This is a genomic window from Actinomadura darangshiensis, from assembly GCF_004349235.1.
Classification (GTDB): Bacteria; Actinomycetota; Actinomycetes; order Streptosporangiales; family Streptosporangiaceae; genus Spirillospora; species Spirillospora darangshiensis.
This window is the reverse complement of sequence record NZ_SMKY01000010.1, coordinates 17,306-34,285: the sequence shown is the minus strand read 5'-3', so window position 1 is coordinate 34,285 and position 16,980 is coordinate 17,306. Positions and strand designations below refer to the sequence as shown.

The window sequence follows — 16,980 nt, the reverse complement described above, 5'->3', positions numbered from 1 at the left end:
TCGTCCGGCCGGCCCGCGGCGACCGTGCTCATCCGGCCAGCGCGCTGACCTTGCTCATCGGGCCAGCGCGCTGACCATGACCGCTTTGATCGTGTGCATCCGGTTCTCGGCTTCGTCGAAGACGATCGAGGCGGGCGACTCGAACACCTCGTCGGTGACCTCTAGGGCGTCCAGGCCCGTCTTCTGGAAGATCTCCTCCCCCACGGCCGTCCCCCGGTCGTGGAAGGCGGGCAGGCAGTGCATGAACTTGGCGTCCGGGTTGCCGGTCGCCCGCATGACCTCCGCGTTGACCTGGTACGGCTTCAGCAGTGCGATGCGCTCGTCCCACACGCCGGCCGGCTCGCCCATCGACACCCACACGTCGGTGATGACGAAGTCGGCGCCCCGCACACCGTCCGCGACGTCGTCGGTGATGATGATGTCCGCGCCGGTCTTGGCCGCGACCGCGTTGGACGGCTTGACGACCGTCTCCTCGTCCGGCCAGAGCGCGCGCGGCGCGACGATCCGGACGCGCATGCCGAGCAGTGCCCCGGCCGCCACATAGGAATGGCCCATGTTGTTGCGTGCGTCGCCCAGATACGCGTATGTGACGTCCTGCAAGGGCTTGCCGCTGTGCTCGCGCATGGTGAGCATGTCGGCGAGCATCTGCGTCGGGTGCCATTCGTCGGTCAGGCCGTTCCACACCGGGACGCCTGCGTACTCGGCCAGTTCTTCGACGAGCCTCTGGCTCGACCCCCGGTACTCGATGCCGTCGTACATGCGTCCCAGGACGCGAGCGGTGTCCTTCATCGACTCCTTGTGGCCGATCTGCGTCCCGCTGGGGGCGAGGTAGCTGACGTGGGCGCCCTGGTCGTGCGCGGCGACCTCGAAGGCGCACCGCGTCCGGGTGGACGTCTTCTCGAAGATGAGCGCGATGTTCCTGCCCGCCAGCGCCTGCGTCTCCGTCCCGCCGTACTTGGCCGCCTTCAGCTCCGCCGCCAGGTCGATGAGGTGCCCGAACTCTCCCGGAGTGAAGTCGAGTTCCCTGAGCAGGCTCCGCCCGCGAAGGTCGAACGCCATGCGGTCTCCAGACGGTCGTCGGTGCCGAGCAGGGAAGAAAGGTCAGGGCCGGGCGGTCAGGCGTCCCGGACGAGCGGGCAGCTCATGCAGCGCGGCCCGCCGCGTCCCCGGCCCAGCTCGCTGCCGCGGATCGTGACGACCTCGATCCCGTTCCGGCTCAGATGGTTGTTGCTGGTCGCGTTGCGCTCGTAGGCGACGACCACGCCGGGCGAGACGGCGAGGACGTTGGAGCCGTCGTCCCACTGCTCGCGCTCGGCGGCGAACACGTCCTGCGTCGGGGTGAGGACCTTGATGGCGTCCACCCCGAGCGCGGCGGCGATCGCCCGGTGCATGTCCTCCGCCGGATGATCGGTGATCTTGAGTTCCTTCTCGTTGTCGCCCGGCTCCACCGTGTGGGACGGCAGCATGCCCATCCCGGCGTACGTGGTGAACACGCCGTGGTCGACCATCGTCATGACCGTGTCCAGGTGCATGAACGCCCGCGCCCGCGGCATCCGCAGCGCGACGATCCGCGAGCAGGACCCGGCGGCGAACAGCGACTGGGCGAGCATCTCGACCGCCTGGGGCTGCGTCCGCTCGCTCATCCCGACCAGGACGCTGCCGTTCCCGATGACCAGGACGTCGCCGCCCTCCAGCGTCGCCGGGGCCATCGCCGTCCCGCTGCTCCACACGTGGAAGCCGCCCTCCGCCGGACGGCCGTAGCCGGTCGCGAACAGCGGGTGCCAGCGGTAGACCGCCTCCATGTTCACCGTCTCGCGCATGCGCGCCTTCTTGCGCATCGTGTTGATCGACACGCCGTCGTAGATCCAGCAGGACGTGTCGCGGGTGAACAGGTGGTTCGGCAGCGGAGGCAGGATGAACCCGTCCATGCCGATGGAGTGGAACGCGATGGACGCCGGCTCGGGCATCCGCTCCAGCATCTCCCGCTTGGTGATGCCGCCGATCAGGTACGCGGCCAGCTCCGCCACGTCCATGGAGTCGAAGCAGTTGCGGATCGCGTCGGTGGCGAGCGGGCCGAACCAGTGCGGGTCGACCACGGTGTCCATGATGTGCTTGCGCGCCTCGGGGATCCCGACCGTCTCGGTCAGCAGGTCCGTCAGCAGATGGGTCCGGACGCCCCGCGCGCGCAGCACGTCCTCGAACTCCTCGTGCTCCTCCACCGCCCGCCGCACCCACAGGACGTCGTCGAACAGCAGCCCCGCGGCGTTGGACGGGGTGAGCCGCTTCAGCGACAGCTCGGGCCGGTGCAGCAGCACCTCCCGGAGCCGGCCGGCCTCCGAATCGACGTGGAACGGCATCCCCCACCTCCCCCCGGGGCCCGGCCACGGCGCCGCGAATCCCCCAGGTCGCGAATTCCCCCGGCTCAGGGCGGCGAAACTAGATCGACTCCGACTCGGAGGCTTTACCGCACCTTCACGCGGCCCACCGGCGGGACCGGGCGCGGAGCGCTCCGCCCCCGGATCTAAACTCGACACCATGACACCCCCCGGAGACGGCGCGGTCGAGCTGGACTCGCTCGTCAAGCGCTACGGCGCGGCACGGGCCGTGGACGGCCTGACGCTCAGCGCCGCCCGGGGCGCCGTCACCGCGCTGCTCGGCCCGAACGGCGCCGGCAAGACCACCACGATCGAGATCTGCGAGGGGTTCCGGCGGGCCGACTCCGGCACCGTCCGCGTCCTCGGCCTCGACCCCGCCGCCGACGGCCGGGCGCTGAAGCCGCGGGTCGGGGTGATGCCGCAGTCCGGCGGCGTGCCCGGCACGGCCCGGGCCGGCGAGTTCCTCGGGCTCGTCGCCTCGTTCCACGCCGCGCCGCTCGGCACGTCCGCCCTGCTGGATCGGCTCGGCCTGACCGAGCACGCCCGCACCCCGTTCCGGCGCATGTCGGGCGGGCAGCAGCAGCGGCTCTCCCTGGCCGTCGCCGTCGTCGGACGGCCCGAACTCCTCTTCCTGGACGAGCCCACCACCGGCCTCGACCCGCAGGCCAGGCACGCCACCTGGGAGCTGATCCAGGAGCTGCGCGCCGCCGGGGTGTCGGTCGTCCTCACCACCCACAACATGGACGAGGCCGAGCGCCTCTCCGACCACGTCGTGATCGTCGACCACGGCCGGGTCGTCGCCGAGGGCGCCCCCGAGGAGCTGACGGGCGCCGAGCGGCAGCTGCGGTTCCGCGCCCGCCCCGGCCTCGGGCTGGAGGAGCTGCTGTCGGCGCTGCCCGCCGGGAGCGCCGCCAAGGAGTCGCCCGCCGGGCACTACCTGATCGAGGCGGACGTCCGGCCCGAGCTGCTGGCCACCGTCACCGCCTGGTGCGCCTCGCACGGCGTCATGACCGAGGACCTGCGGATCGAGCGCCGCACCCTGGAGGACGTCTTCCTGGAGCTGACCGGACGGGAGCTGCGCGCGTGACCGCCCCATCGAAGACCGTCCCGCTGGACCTGTCGCCCGCGCCGGGGGCGGCGCCGCTGCCGCGGATGATCGCGTCCCAGGCCGGCTACGAGTTCCGCGCCGTGCTGCGCAACGGCGAGCAGCTGCTGCTCACGCTGATCATCCCGGTGGTGCTGCTCGCCCTGTTCAGCGCCACGTCCCTGCTCGACCTCGGCGCTGGCCGCCGGGTCGACTTCCTCGCGCCCGGCATCCTCGCGCTCGCGGTGATGTCGACCGCGTTCACCGGCCAGGCGATCGGGACCGGCTTCGAGCGGCGCTACGGCGTCCTCAAGCGGCTCGGCGCCACCCCGCTGCCGCGCGGCGGCCTCATCGGCGCCAAGACGCTCAGCGTGGTCGCGGTCGAGGCGGTGCAGGCCGCGGTGGTCTGCGCGGTCGCGCTGGCGCTGGGCTGGCATCCGCACGGCGACCCCGGCTCGGTGGTCGTCCTGCTGCTGCTCGGCACGGCCGCGTTCAGCGGGTTCGGGCTGCTCATGGCCGGGACGCTGCGCGCCGAGGCCACCCTCGCCGCCGCCAACCTCGTCTACATCCTGCTGCTGGCCGTCGGCGGTGTCGTGTTCCCGCTGGACAAGTTCCCCGGCCCGGTCCGGGACGTCCTCGAACTGCTGCCCATCTCGGCGCTGGCCGAGGGCCTGCGGGACGTCCTGCAGCACGGCGCCGCGCTCCCCGGCAAGCCCCTGCTCGTCCTCGCCGTCTGGGCCGCGGCCGGCCTCGCCCTCGCCGCCCGCTTCTTCAAATGGGAATGATGCACGTGGGAGGCATGCATGGCGCTCGCTGACGCGCCCGGGTCGTCCTTCGGCGCGTCGCGGGCGCCGGGCCGCCTGCGGACGCTGTCGCTCGGGTCGGTGCCGCCGCCCGCGCTGATCCTGCTCGGCATCATCTCGCTGCAGGTCGGGGCGGGCCTCGCCAAGCACCTGTTCGACCGGCTCCCGCCGAGCGCCGTCGTGACGATGCGGCTGCTGACGTCGGCGATCGTGCTGGGGTTCCTGGCGCGCAGGGCGCTGCGGACGGTGCTGCGCGACCACTCCCGGTCCAGCATCGCCATCGCCGCCGGCTTCGGGCTGGCGCTGGCGCTGATGAACTTCTCGATCTACCAGTCGTTCGCGCGGATCCCGCTCGGCGTCGCCGTCACCATCGAGTTCCTCGGGCCGCTGACGGTGTCGATCGTCGCGTCCAGGCGCCCCCGGGACGCGCTGTGGGTCGTCCTCGCGGGCGCGGGCGTGGTCATGCTGGCCAGGGGCGGGAGCGGCGACCTCGACCCGGTCGGGATCGCGTTCGCGCTGCTGGCGGGGATGTGCTGGGCCGGGTACATCGTGCTCACCGCCGCGACCGGCAAGCGGTTCTCCGGCTCCACCGGCCTCGCGCTCGCCAGCATCGTCGGGACGGTCGCGATCCTGCCGCTCGGCGTCGCGTCCGCCGGCACCGCGCTGCTGGACCCGCGGCTGCTGCTGATCGGCCTCGGCGTCGGGCTGCTGTCGTCGGTGATCCCCTACTCGCTGGAGCTGGAGGCGCTGCGGCGGATGCCCGCCCGGATCTTCGGCGTCCTGATGAGCCTGGAGCCCGCCGTGGCGGCGCTCGTCGGCGTGGCGCTGCTCGGCGAGATCCTCACCGGCCGGCAGTGGGCCGCGATCTGCTGCGTCATCGTCGCCTGCGCGGGCGCCACCCGCAGTCAGAAGGAACCGCCGGAGGCGCCCGAAGCGTGATCGGTGGCGGCCGCGTGTGGCAGCGTGGAAGGATCAGGACGTCGGACCAGCGAGCCGGAGAGGAGCCGCCGTGATCGGCCGGAGCGAGGACCAGGGGATACCGCCCGAGTTCTTCGAGGCGGGGTCGGCGTCGTTCGTCGACTTCCTGCGCCTGCACTCCCCCGAGCTGCTGCCCGTCAACCGGGTGCCCGAGGGGGACGCGCCGGAACTGCCGCACGGCACGACCGTCCTGGCGCTGACGTTCCCGGGCGGGGTCATGCTGGCCGGCGACCGCCGCGCCACCCAGGGCAACCGCATCGCCTACCGCGAGCTGGACAAGGTCCAGCGCGCCGACGAGTACTCCGCCGTCGCGTTCGCGGGGACGGTCGGGCTGGCGCTGGAGATGGTCCGGCTGTTCCAGGTCGAGCTGGAGCACTACGAGAAGATGGAGACCGTCCCGCTGTCGCTGCCGGGCAAGGCCCGCCGGCTCGGCGCCGTGATCCAGGCGAACCTGGCGCAGGCGCTGCAGGGCCTCGCGGTCGTCCCGCTGTTCACCGGCTACGACCCGGACGCGGGCGAGGGACGCATCTACACCTACGACATCACGGGCGCCCCGCAGGAGGCCCGCGACTTCCACGCCGACGGCTCCGGATCCCCGTACGCGACGGGCGCGCTGAAGAAGCTCTACCGGCGCGACCTGTCGGTGGAGGACGCCGCCACGGTGTGCGTCCAAGCCCTCTACGACGCGGCCGACGACGACTCCGCCACCGGCGGCCCCGACCCCGCGCGGCGCATCTACCCGACGGTCGCGGTCGTCACCGCGGACGGCTACCGCCGCCTGCCCGAGGACGAGGTGGCCGCGATCGCCGGCGAGGTCGTGCGCGGCCGCATGGACAATCCGGGCGGCCCCGTCGCGCCCCTGCGCTGAGCCCTCCGGCCGATCACCGAGAACGTCGTACCCGGCTTCTAGACTCGGCCGTATGGCACGGGCGAACGACGAGGCTGCGGCCCTCATCCAGGAACTGGCCGACCTGCTCTCCATCACGGGCGGGGACGGCTTCAAGATCAGGGCGTACGAGAAGGCCGCGCGGGCGATCGCGGGCCATCCGGACGACATCTCCGGCCTCGACCTGGCCGGGCTGCGCACGATCCCCACGGTGGGCGAGGCGATCGCCAAGAAGGTCCTCGACTACACCGCGACCGGCACGATCCGGCAGGTGGAGGAGCTGCGCACGCAGATCCCCGCCGGGGTGCGCGCCCTCACCGCCATCCCGACGCTCGGCCCGAAGAAGGCCCTCGCCGTCTACGAGGAGCTCGGCATCTCCTCGGTCGACGACCTGGGGGCCGCGATCAAGGAGGGGCGGCTGCGCGGCGTCAAGGGCTTCGGCGCCAAGACCGAGGAGAACATCCTCCGCGGCATCGAGCTGATGCGGAGTGCCGGCGAGCGCGTCCTGGTCGACGCCGCCGCGGGCGTCGCCGACGAGATCGTCGCGACCCTGTCCGGGCTCCCCCAGGTGGAGCGCTGCGCCCACGCCGGCTCGCTGCGCCGGATGCGCGAGACGATCGGCGACGTGGACGTCCTGGCCGCCTCCCGCGACCCGCACCCGATCATGGAGGCGTTCACCGCACTCCCGTTCGTCGCGGAGGTCATCGCGGGCGGCGACAAGAAGACCTCGATCCGCACCACCAAGGGACTGCAGGTCGACCTGCGCGTCGTGCCGCCCGAGTCGTGGGGCGCCGCGCTGCAGTACTTCACGGGCTCGCAGGCCCACAACATCCGCACCCGCGAGATCGCGGTGAAGGCCGGCCTCAAGCTCTCCGAGTACGGCCTGTTCGACGCCGAGACGGACGAGCTGATCGTGTCGGAGACCGAGGAGGAGGTCTACGAGCGGCTCGGCCTCCCGTGGGTCCATCCGGCCCTCCGCGAGGACACCGGCGAGATCGAGGCCGCCCTCAAGGACGCGCTTCCCCGGCTCGTCACCGTCGAGGACCTGCGCGGCGACCTGCACAGCCACACCGACCTGACCGACGGCGTCGCCTCCCTGGAGGACATGGTCGCCACCGCCCAGGCCCGCGGCCTGGAGTACTACGCGATCACCGACCACGCGCCGAACCTGGTCATGCAGCGCATGACGGACGAGAAGATGCTCGCCCAGCGCGCCCAGGTCGCCGAACTGCAGAAGAGCCACCCGGGCCTGACGCTCCTGCACGGCACCGAACTCAACATCGACCCCGACGGGAACGTCGACTGGGACGCCGGCTTCCTGTCCGGCTTCGACGTCTGCGTCGCGTCCGTCCACTCCCACTTCACGCAGGACGAGGCGGCCATGACGCGCCGCCTCGTCCGCGCGTGCGAGAACCCGCACGTCCACGTCATCGGGCATCCCACCGCGCGCAGCATCGGCCGCCGCCCGCCCGTGGACGCCGACTGGGACGAGGTCTTCCGCGCCGCCGCCCGCACCGGCACCGCGATGGAGATCGACTCGTTCCCCGACCGCCTCGACCTGCCCGCCGACCTGGTCCGGCGCGCGAAGCGCCTCGGGGTGAAGTTCTCCGTCGACACCGACGCCCACTCGATCGGGCACCACCGCAACATCCGCTACGGCGTCGGCACCGCCCAGCGCGGCTGGCTGACCCCCGACGACGTCATCAACACCTGGCCGCTCGACCGGCTCCGGGAGTTCCTGGCCAAGAGCTGAGCCCGGCTAGACCGGCTGCGGCGCCCCGGCGGCGTGCGCAGGGGCCGCGGCCGGTTCCGCGGCGGGGACGGGCCCGCGGTCGCGGAGCGCGAAGAAGAGGCGGAACGCCGCGATCCACATCAGCACCGCGCCGAGCATGTGCAGCAGCACCAGCCCGGCGGGGACGCCGAGGAAGTACTGGGTGTAGCCGATGGCGCCCTGGACGACGATGAGCCCGGCCAGCTCGTACGAACGGCGCCGCGCGGCGGCGGGGGCGCCGGTGCGGTGCAGGACGACGATGGCGACGACCGTCAGCGCGATGGTGAGCCACGCCAGCTCGCCGTGGATCCGGGCGACGTCGGTGATGTTGAACCCGTACCGGCGTGACTCGGCGTCGCCCGCGTGCGGGCCGGTGCCGGTGACGACGGTGCCCGCGACGAGCACGGCGGCGCAGGAGACCAGGAGCGCGGCGGCGAGGCGGCGCGTCCAGGGCCCGGCGAGCGGCCGGGGCGGCGCGTCGCCCTCCCCCGCGCGGACCCACAGGGCCACGCAGAACACCAGCAGGGCCGGCGAGACGAGGAAGTGCAGCGAGACCGAGACCGGGTGCAGCTCGGTCAGCACGACGATGCCGCCGATGACGGCCTGCGCGACCACGCTCATCGGCTGGGCCAGCGCCCACCGGACCAGGCTCCGGCGGCGCGGCCGCAGCCGCAGCGCCGCGACGAACACCAGGACGCCGATGCCCAGCACCACGAACGTGATGAGCCGGTTGCCGAACTCGATCGACATGTTGAGCACGTGGTGCTCGGGATTTTGGGTGGGGACGAGGCTGTCGCCGGTGCAGCGCGGCCAGTCGGGGCAGCCGAGCCCGGAGTCGGTGACCCGGACGGCGCCGCCGCTGACGACGATGAGCACGTTCCCGATGACCCCGAGGAGCGCGAGCAGCCGCAGCGATCCGGGAGTCGGATGCCACACGGCGTTCCAGGTCCGGATCAGGAGGTTGGTCGACCGTCGCTCTGCCACGGCAACAATCGTATGGCCGGGTCCCCGGGGCCTCGACCCGCCCCCCGGTTACGTCCGGCCGGGTCACGTCCGGCGGGTCACGCCCTCAGATCACCCGTAGGGGCCGGGCGCCTGCGGCGGCAGGAACCCCGACGGGCCCTGGCCCGCCCACGGCGGCCCGCCCATCGGGTTCATGCCAGGGCGCGGCGGGGTGCGCAGGAACGCCTGCCTGGCCAGCGACATCAGTTCGAGGAGCGAGTCGCGGCGGGTGGTGAACCAGCGCTGTTCGGCGACTCCCCGGTCGGCGCGCTTGTGCAGCAGCGCCAGTTCGGTCGCGGCGAGCTGGTAGTCGGTCATGGCCCGGCCGGCGGGGGCGCCGCCGACGGACCGGGCCCAGCGGCGGGCGGCCCGCCGGGACGGGATGGAGCGCAGCATCCGCACGTCCTGGGGCGTCACCAGGCCCGTCCCCGCGTACATGGGCAGGTACGCCTCGATGCGGCGGACGGTGTGCCGGCGCTCGACGGACACGATGACGATCAGCGCGACGAGGACGCAGAAGTCGAGCACGTAGACGATGGCGAGGCCGCCGAGCCCGAACGCGGCGGCGCCGTTCCACAGCCCGTGCAGGACCATCGCGCCGAGCAGCCCCGCGACCGGCGCGATGACCTGGCCGCGCCGGTGGGTGGCGGCGTAGGCGACGCCGAGGCCGGTCATCGAGGTGAACAGCGGATGGCTGAGCGGCGCGATGAGGCCGCGCAGGATGAACACCGCCTGCAGCTGGTCGGCGCCGCCCGCCTCGAACGCCCGCATGTAGTAGGTGATGTTCTCCATCATGGCGAAGCCGAGCCCGACCATGGCGGCGTACATGATCCCGTCGGCGAAGCCGTCGATCTCGTTGCGGCGGAACCACAGCATGCCGAACAGGACGGCGCCCTTCAGCGTCTCCTCGATGAGGGGCGCGCCGAAGGTGGCGCTGACGAAGTGGCCCTCGGTCTCGCCGAACACCGGCACGGTCACGTACAGCAGGCCGGCGGTGTTGAGGACGAGGGCGCCGAGCACGGCGACGCCCGCGCCCCACATGAACGCGAAGGCGAGGGCGCGCGGCGGTTCGGGCTCCAGCCGGTCCAGGGTGAGGGCGAGCGCGATCAGCACCGGGATCGGCAGGATGGCGAGGACCACCCCGACCCAGAAGCCGGCGCCGCCGAGCGCGGCGTCCGCGCCGAGCGCGACGACGGCGCACAGCCCGCACACGGTCATGCCGATGATGAGGCCGACCGGGGGCCTGCCGGGAACCCTGCCCTCGAGCACCGCCTTGGGGTCCATGCGCGCCATACCGCGAAGCGTAACGGCAGGTGGGGCCGATCGCTAAGCGCTGCCGCGCCGGTCCGGGAGAACGGCGGCGGAAAGGGTCAGTACAGGAGCGGGTCGACGGCCACGGCGGTGAACAGCAGCGCCAGGTAGACGTTCGACAGGTGGAAGAACCGCATCGGCCGCAGGTGGACGCCGGTCACCCCGGCGCGCACCGCCTTCAGGAGCCGGTGCCCCTCGGCGAGGAACACCAGGCCGAGCACGACGGCGACCGCCCCGTACACCGGGCCCATCCCGGCGACCGGCCACAGCAGCAGCGAGCAGGCGACGGTCGCGTAGGTGTAGACGAGGCTCTCGGTGACGACGCGCCGCTCGGTCGCGACGACCGGCAGCATCGGGACCTTGGCGACGGCGTAGTCCTCGCGGTAGCGCATCGCGAGCGTCCACGTGTGCGGCGGCGTCCAGAGGAACACGACGCCGAACAGGACGAACGGCGTCCAGGCGATGCCGCCGGTGATGGCGGCCCAGCCGATGAGGACCGGCATGCAGCCGGCGATGCCGCCCCACACGACGTTCTGCGAGGTGCGCCGCTTCAGCAGCAGCGAGTACACGAAGACGTAGAACAGGATCGCGAACAGCGAGCCGGCCGCGGCGACCGGGTTCACCGCCAGCAGGAACCCCGCCGTGGACAGCACCGCGAGCGTCACGCCGAAGATCAGGGCGCGGGCCGGGGTGACCTGGTGGCGGGCCAGCGGGCGGCGCCGGGTGCGGCGCATCTTGGCGTCGATGTCGCGGTCGATGTAGCAGTTGATCGCGTTGGCGGCGCCCGCGGACATCGTGCCGAACGCCAGTGTCAGCAGCACGGTGGACAGCGGCGGGAGGCCCCGCTCCGCGAGGAACATCACCGGGATGGTGGTGATCAGGAGCAGCTCGATCACGCGCGGCTTCGTCAGCGCCACGTAGGCGCGGACGCTCGCGCCGAGCCTCCGGCGGCCGGCGCGCTCGGCGGCGGGGACCGGCGCGAGCGGAGCCAACGGCGCCCCCGGCTCTTCGAGGTCGATCCCGCGCTTGTTACTCAGCACCGTCACAATCGGATCCACGTCTGACTAGGGATGAGAAAGTCGGTACCACCTCGGCGGTGCCCCCCGTGCTCCGGGCCGGCCTCGGCTGGGTGCGACTTCGGCTTGGTCGTCTTGCCGCGGCCGCTGCCGTCAGCCGCGCAATCACTGTAGTCCGCCCCCTCCGGAGGCCGCGCACCGGGTCGCCGGACGCGCCGCGGCGGGCCGCGCCGGGCCGTCCCGCACGCCCCGGATCACCCGCCGGATCACCCGTGCGGGGGGTTAGCGCGCGGGCCCTTCGGGCAAGGGTGCTTGAAGCGGCGCGGCCGGTGGCCGCGGCGCGCGGCGCCCGCCCTCCCCGCGACCGCCTGCGGCGGCCCTCCCGCGCGATAGGCTCGCGAAGAGCGCGGCATGATCTTCGCGGGCCGCGGACGGACGGGCGGCGGGGCACGGGGAAGAGGCGCCCGGCCGCCGGGCGTTGTCACGTAGGGGCCCGCCGGCGCCCCCGGCCGCGGTGCACGACGGCGCGGCGCACAACATTACAGAGTGGTCCGTTACACCGGTTCGAGAGGAGCCTGGCGTTCCGTGAGCAGGGACAACAGCACGTTTGAATGGTCCGACCAGGACCGGCGGGCGGTGGACGTCATCCGCGCCCTCGCCATGGACGCCGTCGAGGAGGCCGGCTCGGGGCACCCCGGCACGGCGATGAGCCTCGCCCCCGCCGCCTACCTTCTCTTCCAGCGGTTCCTGCGGCACGACCCGACCGACCCGACCTGGGCCGGGCGCGACAGGTTCGTGTTGTCCTGCGGCCACTCCAGCCTGACCCTTTACATCCAGCTGTACCTGTCGGGCTACCCGATGACGCTGGACGACCTGAAGGCGCTGCGCAAGTGGGGCAGCCTCACCCCCGGGCACCCGGAGCACGGGCACACCGCGGGCGTGGAGACGACCACGGGCCCGCTCGGGCAGGGCGTCGCGAACGCCGTGGGCATGGCGATGGCGGCCCGCCGCGAGCGCGGCCTCTTCGACCCCGACGCGGCGCAGGGCGAGTCCCCCTTCGACCACACCGTCTGGGCGTTCGCGTCCGACGGCGACATCGAGGAGGGCATCAGCCACGAGGCGAGCGCGCTGGCGGCCCACCAGCGGCTCGGGAACCTGGTCCTGCTCTACGACGACAACCACATCTCGATCGAGGACGACACCGCGATCGCGCTGTCGGAGGACGTGCGGGCGCGGTACGCCGCGTACGGCTGGGACGTCCACCGCGTCGACTGGACCGAGGACGGCGACTACGAGGAGAACGTCGGCCGCCTGGCGGAGGCGTTCGCCGCGGCGAAGGCGGAGACGTCCCGCCCGTCCTTCATCGCGCTGCGGACGATCATCGGCTGGCCGGCGCCGAACAAGAAGAACACCGGCAAGATCCACGGTTCGGCGCTCGGCGCCGACGAGGTCGCCGCGACCAAGCGGATCCTCGGCATGGATCCGGCCGAGACCTTCCAGGTCCCCGAGGACGTCCTCGCGCACGCCCGGGAGGTCGCCGGCCGGGGCCGCGCCGAGCACGCCGAGTGGACCGCGGCGTTCGACGCGTGGCGGTCGGCGAACCCCGACCGGGCCGCCGAGTTCGACCGCATCTCCTCCCGCACGCTCCCGGCCGGCTGGGACGGCGCGCTGCCGCAGTTCGAGGCGGGCAAGGCCCTCGCGACCCGCGCCGCGTCCGGTGAGGTGCTGGCGGCGCTGGCGCCGGTGCTGCCGGAGCTGTGGGGCGGCTCGGCGGACCTGGCCGAGAGCAACAACACGACGATGAAGGGCGAGCCGTCCTTCATCCCGGAGGAGTTCCAGACCAAGGAGTTCCCCGGCCACCGCTACGGCCGGACGCTGCACTTCGGGGTCCGCGAGCACGCGATGGCCTCGATCTGCAACGGGATCGCGCTGCACGGCGGCACCCGCCCGTACGGCGGCACGTTCCTGATCTTCAGTGACTACATGCGGCCGGCGGTCCGGCTGGCGGCGCTGATGAAGCTGCCGGTCACGTTCGTGTGGACGCACGACTCGATCGGCCTCGGCGAGGACGGCCCGACGCACCAGCCCGTCGAGCACCTGTGGGCGCTGCGCGCGATCCCGGGCCTGGACGTCGTCCGGCCGGCCGACGCCAACGAGACGGCGGTCGCGTGGCGGACCGTCCTGCGGCACACCGACCGCCCGGCGGGCCTCGCGCTGACCCGGCAGAAGCTGCCGACGCTGGAGCGCGGCGGCGAGATCGCGTCCGCGGAGGGCGCCGCCAACGGCGGCTACGTGCTGGCGGACGCCGACGGCGGCCGGCCCGAAGTGATCATCATCGCGACCGGCAGCGAGGTGGAACCGGCCCTGGCCGCCCGCGAGACGCTGCAGTCCGAGGGCACCCCGACGCGCGTCGTGTCGATGCCGTGCGTGGAGTGGTTCGAGGAGCAGACCGACGCCTACCGGCAGGAGGTCCTGCCCCCCGGCGTGCGCGCCCGCGTGTCGGTGGAGGCGGGGATCGCGCTCGGCTGGCGCGGCTACGTGGGCGACGCCGGCGAGTCGGTGAGCCTGGAGCACTTCGGCGCGTCGGCCGACTACAAGACGCTGTTCCTGCAGTTCGGCATCACCGCCGAGCGGGTCGTGGCGGCGGCCAAGGCGAGCCTGATCAAGGCCGGGGTGAACGAGGCCGGACGCGGCACCACCACGGGCAACTGACAACGCGTTCGTGAGGCGGCCGGGGCCCGCCATCCCGGGCCCCGGCCGCCCGCCCCCCTGCACGAGGACGCGCACGAGTGATGACGAGGAGAGGAACGATGAGCGACATCCTGAAGGAGCTCTCGGACGAGGGCGTCTCGATCTGGCTGGACGACATCAGCCGGGAGCGGCTGCGGACCGGCAACCTGGAGCAGCTGGTCAAGGAGCGGCACGTCGTCGGCGTCACGTCCAACCCGACGATCTTCGCCAAGGCGCTGAGCAAGGGCGACGCCTACGACGACCAGGTCCGCGACCTCGCGGTGCGCGGCGTGGACGTCGAGGAGGCGTCCCGCGCGATCACCACCTACGACATCCGCTGGGGCTGCGACGTCCTGCGCCCGGTGTACGACCGGACGGGGGGCCTGGACGGCCGCGTGTCGATCGAGGTCGACCCGCGGCTGGCCCGCGACACCCGCCGGACGGTCGCGGAGGCGCGGGCGCTGTGGTGGCTGGTGGACCGGCCCAACCTGTACATCAAGATCCCGGCGACCGAGGAGGGCCTGCCGGCGATCACGGCGGCGCTCGCGGAGGGCATCAGCGTGAACGTGACGCTGATCTTCTCGCTGGAGCGCTACGGCAAGGTCATCGACGCGTTCTTCGCCGGCCTGGAGCAGGCGCGGGACAACGGCCACGACCTGTCGAAGATCGCGTCGGTGGCGTCGTTCTTCGTCAGCCGGGTGGACACCGAGATCGACAAGCGGCTCAAGAAGATCGGCACGGACGACGCCAAGGGGCTGGAGTCCAAGGCCGGCCTCGCCAACGCGCGGCTCGCGTACGCGCTGTACGAGGAGAAGTTCGGCACGGACCAGTGGAAGGCGCTGAAGGACGCGGGCGCCCGGGTCCAGCGTCCGCTGTGGGCGTCGACCGGCGTGAAGGACCCCGACCTCAGCGACACCCTCTACGTGGACGGGCTGGTCGCGCCGGACACGGTCAACACGATGCCGGAGGCGACGCTGGTCGCGGAGGCCGACCACGGCCAGGTGCAGGGCGACACCGTCCGGGTCGCCTACGACGAGGCCCGCGCGCACATGGCGGCGCTGAAGTCGGCCGGGGTCGACTACGACGACGTGGTGAAGGTGCTGGAGGACGAGGGCGTGGAGAAGTTCGCCGCCTCGTGGAAGCAGATGCTCGACTCCATCACCGGCGAGCTGGACTCCAAGAGGGCCGGCGCGTGACCTCGGTGGTGACCGCCGGGGGGATCTCGGTCACCATCCGCGGCGTCGTCGTCGACGAGAGCGAGACGGTCCTGGACCGTCTCGTCTCCGACGGCGTGCCGGGCTCGCTGACGTCCCGGAACGCCAAGCTGTGGGGGCCCGACGCGGCCCCGCTCGCCGCCCGCCGGCTCGGCTGGCTGGCCCTGCCGGAGACCTCGCGGTCCCTGCCGGACCGGCTGGCCGGGCCGGTGGGCGAGGCCCGCGGCGCCGGTCTCGACCGGATCGTGCTGGCCGCGTCCGGGGGGACGGCACTGGCCGCCGACGCGATCTGCCGGACGGCCGGGGCCGAGCTGACCGTCCTCGACACGACCGACCCGCACGAGGTGTCCGCCGTCCTGGCCGGGGGCCTGGACCGGACGCTCGTGGTCGTCGCGGACGACGGCGTCGAGGCCGAGTCGCTGCGGCGCGTCTTCGGGCGCGCGTTCTCCGAGGCCGGGCTGAGCGGCAAGGAGGCGGCGCGCCGGTTCGTCGTCGTGGCGGAGGAGGGCACCGCCCTCGAACGCACGGCACGCGAGGTGGGCCACCATCTCGTCCTGGCCGAACCCGATGTCGACGCCCGGTTCGGCGCGCTCGGGGCGCGGGCGCTGGTTCCGGCCGCGCTCGCTGGCGTGGACGTCGGCACGCTGCTCGACGAGGCGTCCGCGCTCGCGGCGGCGCTGCGGCAGCCCTACGACAACCCGGCGCTGGCGCTGGGCGCGGCGCTCGGCTCGTCCGCGCTCGGGACCCGCGACAAGCTGGTGATCGCCGACCACGGCTCCGGCTTGGCCGGCTTCGCCGCGTGGGCGGAGCAGCTGGTCGCCGGGGCGATGGGCAAGGACGGCAAGGGCATGCTGCCGGTCGTGGTGGAGGACGTCGGCTCCCCGGGCTTCGAGCTGGCCCCCGACCTGCGGCGCGTCATCCTGGGCCGCCGCCCGGACGAGCCGGGTCCCGGACGTGAGGCGGGCGTGAGCGTCGCCGGGCCGCTCGGCGCGCAGTTCCTGCTGTGGGAGTACGCGGTCGCGGTGGCGTGCCGGGTGATCGGCGTGGACCCGTTCGCCGAGCCGGACGTCCGCCAGTCGCGGGAGAGCACGGCGGCGCTGCTGCGGTCGGAGGAGGGCACCGCGCCGACGGTCGTGCTGCGGCCGCCCGAACTCGTCGAGGGCGCGGTCGAGCTGCACGCGCCGGAGGACGGGCTCGGCGGCGCGCAGACACTGGCCGAGGCGATGGAGACGATCCTGGAGGAGGTCCCGGAAGGCGGCTACCTCGCGATCCTCGCCTGCCTGGACCGGTCCGGGGATGCGGCGGTGGCCGGTCTGCGGCCGCTGCTGGCCGCACGCGGCGCCAAGGTGCGCAGGAGTCCCGCGCCGGTCACGTTCGGCTGGGGGCCGCGCTACCTGCACACCACCGGCCAGTACCACAAGGGCGGCCCGGAGAACGGCGCGTTCCTGCAGATCACCGGCGCCGTCGCGGACGACGTCCCGGTGCCGGGGCGGCCGTACAGCCTGGGTGAGCTGCAGCTCGCGCAGGCGTTCGGCGACCTGCGGGTGCTGCGTTCGATCGGGCGTCCCGCGTACCGGCTGCACCTGCGCGACCGCGAGGAGGGCGTCGCGCAGCTCGCCGCGCTGCTCGGCTGAGCGCCCCACGCGCACGCCGCACCCGTCCGCCTGGACTCGCGCCGGGCGGGCGGCTCGACCGCCCGGTCGGACACGCCGAGACCACTCGATCGGACGCAGCGCGACCGGCCGGATCCGTGACGCGACCAAGAAGATCGATGGAGATGGTCGCGAATGCCCATTCTCTCCTGAAACGA

13 protein-coding genes are annotated in these 16,980 nt (G+C 73.1%); 8 read left to right on the top strand and 5 right to left on the bottom strand.

All coding sequences use genetic code 11. From position 1 onward, the window contains the following. Positions 1–54 precede the first annotated feature (54 nt). The gene (argF, locus tag E1293_RS04090) at positions 55–1,059 is read right to left on the bottom strand and encodes an ornithine carbamoyltransferase (RefSeq protein ID WP_132193939.1); all 1,005 of its coding nucleotides are present in this window, start codon (positions 1,057–1,059) and stop codon (positions 55–57) included. A gap of 56 nt (positions 1,060–1,115) precedes the next feature. Beyond that, a complete protein-coding gene (locus E1293_RS04085) occupies positions 1,116–2,357 on the bottom strand; it encodes an arginine deiminase (RefSeq protein ID WP_132193937.1) in 1,242 nt (413 codons plus the stop codon). Between the two features lie 178 nt (positions 2,358–2,535). Between E1293_RS04085 and E1293_RS04080 the strand changes: the two genes are divergently transcribed. The 5 genes from E1293_RS04080 to polX all read left to right on the top strand — a co-directional run bounded on the left by E1293_RS04080 (position 2,536) and on the right by polX (position 7,879). After that, complete coding sequence (locus E1293_RS04080) at positions 2,536–3,462, top strand: ABC transporter ATP-binding protein (RefSeq protein WP_132193935.1); 927 nt, start codon at positions 2,536–2,538, stop codon at positions 3,460–3,462. Between the two features lie 65 nt (positions 3,463–3,527). Next, entirely contained in the window at positions 3,528–4,244 is a 717-nt protein-coding gene (locus E1293_RS04075) for an ABC transporter permease (RefSeq protein WP_132194004.1), read from the top strand. A gap of 18 nt (positions 4,245–4,262) precedes the next feature. Further along, entirely contained in the window at positions 4,263–5,201 is a 939-nt protein-coding gene (locus E1293_RS04070) for an EamA family transporter (protein ID WP_132193933.1), read from the top strand. 70 nt (positions 5,202–5,271) lie between these two features. Continuing rightward, the gene (gene prcB, locus E1293_RS04065; protein WP_132193931.1) at positions 5,272–6,108 is read left to right on the top strand and encodes a proteasome subunit beta; all 837 of its coding nucleotides are present in this window, start codon (positions 5,272–5,274) and stop codon (positions 6,106–6,108) included. Positions 6,109–6,160: 52 nt separating this feature from the next. Then, on the top strand, positions 6,161–7,879 hold the full coding sequence (polX, locus tag E1293_RS04060; protein WP_132193929.1) for a DNA polymerase/3'-5' exonuclease PolX: 1,719 nt from the start codon (positions 6,161–6,163) through the stop codon (positions 7,877–7,879). 6 nt (positions 7,880–7,885) lie between these two features. On the opposite strand, the gene E1293_RS04055 is transcribed toward polX, so the two are convergent. The 3 genes from E1293_RS04055 to E1293_RS04045 all read right to left on the bottom strand — a co-directional run bounded on the left by E1293_RS04055 (position 7,886) and on the right by E1293_RS04045 (position 11,256). Continuing rightward, positions 7,886–8,881, bottom strand: a complete 996-nt coding sequence (locus tag E1293_RS04055; protein WP_132193927.1) for a COX15/CtaA family protein — start codon at positions 8,879–8,881, stop codon at positions 7,886–7,888. Between the two features lie 90 nt (positions 8,882–8,971). After that, the gene (locus tag E1293_RS04050) at positions 8,972–10,192 is read right to left on the bottom strand and encodes a PrsW family intramembrane metalloprotease (RefSeq protein WP_132193925.1); all 1,221 of its coding nucleotides are present in this window, start codon (positions 10,190–10,192) and stop codon (positions 8,972–8,974) included. Between the two features lie 77 nt (positions 10,193–10,269). Beyond that, complete coding sequence (locus tag E1293_RS04045; protein WP_424923592.1) at positions 10,270–11,256, bottom strand: heme o synthase; 987 nt, start codon at positions 11,254–11,256, stop codon at positions 10,270–10,272. Between the two features lie 555 nt (positions 11,257–11,811). Between E1293_RS04045 and tkt the strand changes: the two genes are divergently transcribed. From tkt to E1293_RS04030, 3 genes are all read left to right on the top strand, one after another. Further along, complete coding sequence (gene tkt / locus E1293_RS04040) at positions 11,812–13,938, top strand: transketolase (RefSeq protein ID WP_132193923.1); 2,127 nt, start codon at positions 11,812–11,814, stop codon at positions 13,936–13,938. Between the two features lie 98 nt (positions 13,939–14,036). Then, positions 14,037–15,152 carry a transaldolase gene (gene tal / locus E1293_RS04035; protein WP_132193921.1) on the top strand — a complete coding sequence of 372 codons (1,116 nt, stop codon included), beginning with the start codon at positions 14,037–14,039 and terminating at the stop codon, positions 15,150–15,152. Then, positions 15,149–16,804: a glucose-6-phosphate isomerase gene (locus E1293_RS04030; RefSeq protein WP_132193919.1), complete on the top strand. Its 1,656-nt coding sequence runs from the start codon at positions 15,149–15,151 to the stop codon at positions 16,802–16,804. The genes tal and E1293_RS04030 overlap by 4 nt, the downstream gene beginning before the upstream one ends. Positions 16,805–16,980: the final 176 nt, after the last annotated feature.